The following is a 1,187-nucleotide window of genomic DNA, read 5'->3' as shown; positions in this document are numbered from 1 at the left end:
AATTTAGCAAATAAATCACAGATAGAATATTCCGCAGGAATGTTCGTAAGTCGGCAGTGACCAAGCAATTAATTATACACCGTGTTGTGTACAGTTTTTATTCAGTCTTTTAATAGATTCAGTTTTTTTACAATAAACAAGGGAAGTGACTGAAACCGATATGTTAAAATGACCATTGGTTTCAAACTCATCGGTTTTCCAAATTCAAAAGCCAAATTAAATTCAGTTTCTAAATATTGAAAGAGTTTGTCATTACATTTTATTTCTCCCTCAAACCAATTTGTCCATCCGAACATAATTTTTTTCAATCCTTTTCTTAAAATCAAAAAGTCGTCATCAATTCCAGCATCAAAGCCATAATATTTTGCCGTAATGATCCAACCTCTATTTTTCAATTCAGAGATTATTTCATCCCATTTTTCAGTTTTGATATTTATTGCAGTTTTCCTCAAGTTCAGTTCAATTTTTATTCCTCTTTTGATTCAGTTGAGTAATTGTACACAACGTTTATGTATAAGAATAGTTGCGGGTTTGTATGCGAGGATTTTCCGAAGGAAAATCAGACGTTACAAACACGCAACGACCTTTGATTAAGCACTAAACCGCAATTATTTTTATACGGTGTTACCCAACGTTTTTATTCGGTCAGTTTTATTATTCCGTCTTCTCCAGTTTTAAATTTACTTTCCTCTTTTTTAATAATTCTCCGTTGTGAATTTAATGCTCTATTAAGCTCAATAATTTTGACCGACTTTTTATCTTTTATGAAAACGACTAAATCATAATAATCAGAATAGTGAATTCCGTTCTGTCTAATATTCGCAAGATTTAAGTTAAATTCATCTTCGACATTTTCTATCGTTGTATAAGGTCCGAGTATTATTAAACTGTCCCAATCAAAATCGGTTATTTTTGCAAAGTCAATCGCTCCATTTTCAGAGTTCAGTTCCGTTTCAATTTTTTCTGTCAATTTTTTATCGTTTTCAAGTTGGAATAAATATCCGCAAGAAATGATTGAAAGCAATAAAATTCCAATTCCGATTGTTTTTTTCATTCAATTCTGGTTTTTTCTCAAATGTTGGGTAACGTCTAGTGTATGGTTAGATTCTGTGTTAGCAAACAACAAAAATCCTATATTTTTTTCTATTTTTGTTTTTCAAAACGGCTTTAAGCTAGTTTCTAAAGGG

The 1,187-nt window shown here is 31.0% G+C and carries 2 protein-coding genes; both read right to left on the bottom strand.

Annotation, left to right across the window (positions count from 1 at the left end; all coding sequences use genetic code 11):
• Positions 1-101: 101 nt before the first annotated feature.
• Positions 102-452, bottom strand: a complete 351-nt coding sequence (locus tag H593_RS0115435; protein ID WP_028873249.1) for a hypothetical protein — start codon at positions 450-452, stop codon at positions 102-104.
• Between the two features lie 185 nt (positions 453-637).
• On the bottom strand, positions 638-1,054 hold the full coding sequence (locus H593_RS0115430; RefSeq protein WP_028873248.1) for a hypothetical protein: 417 nt from the start codon (positions 1,052-1,054) through the stop codon (positions 638-640).
• Positions 1,055-1,187: the final 133 nt, after the last annotated feature.

Source organism: Psychroserpens burtonensis DSM 12212 (assembly GCF_000425305.1).
GTDB lineage: Bacteria > Bacteroidota > Bacteroidia > Flavobacteriales > Flavobacteriaceae > Psychroserpens > Psychroserpens burtonensis.
This window is presented reverse-complemented; position numbering and strand designations above follow the sequence as displayed.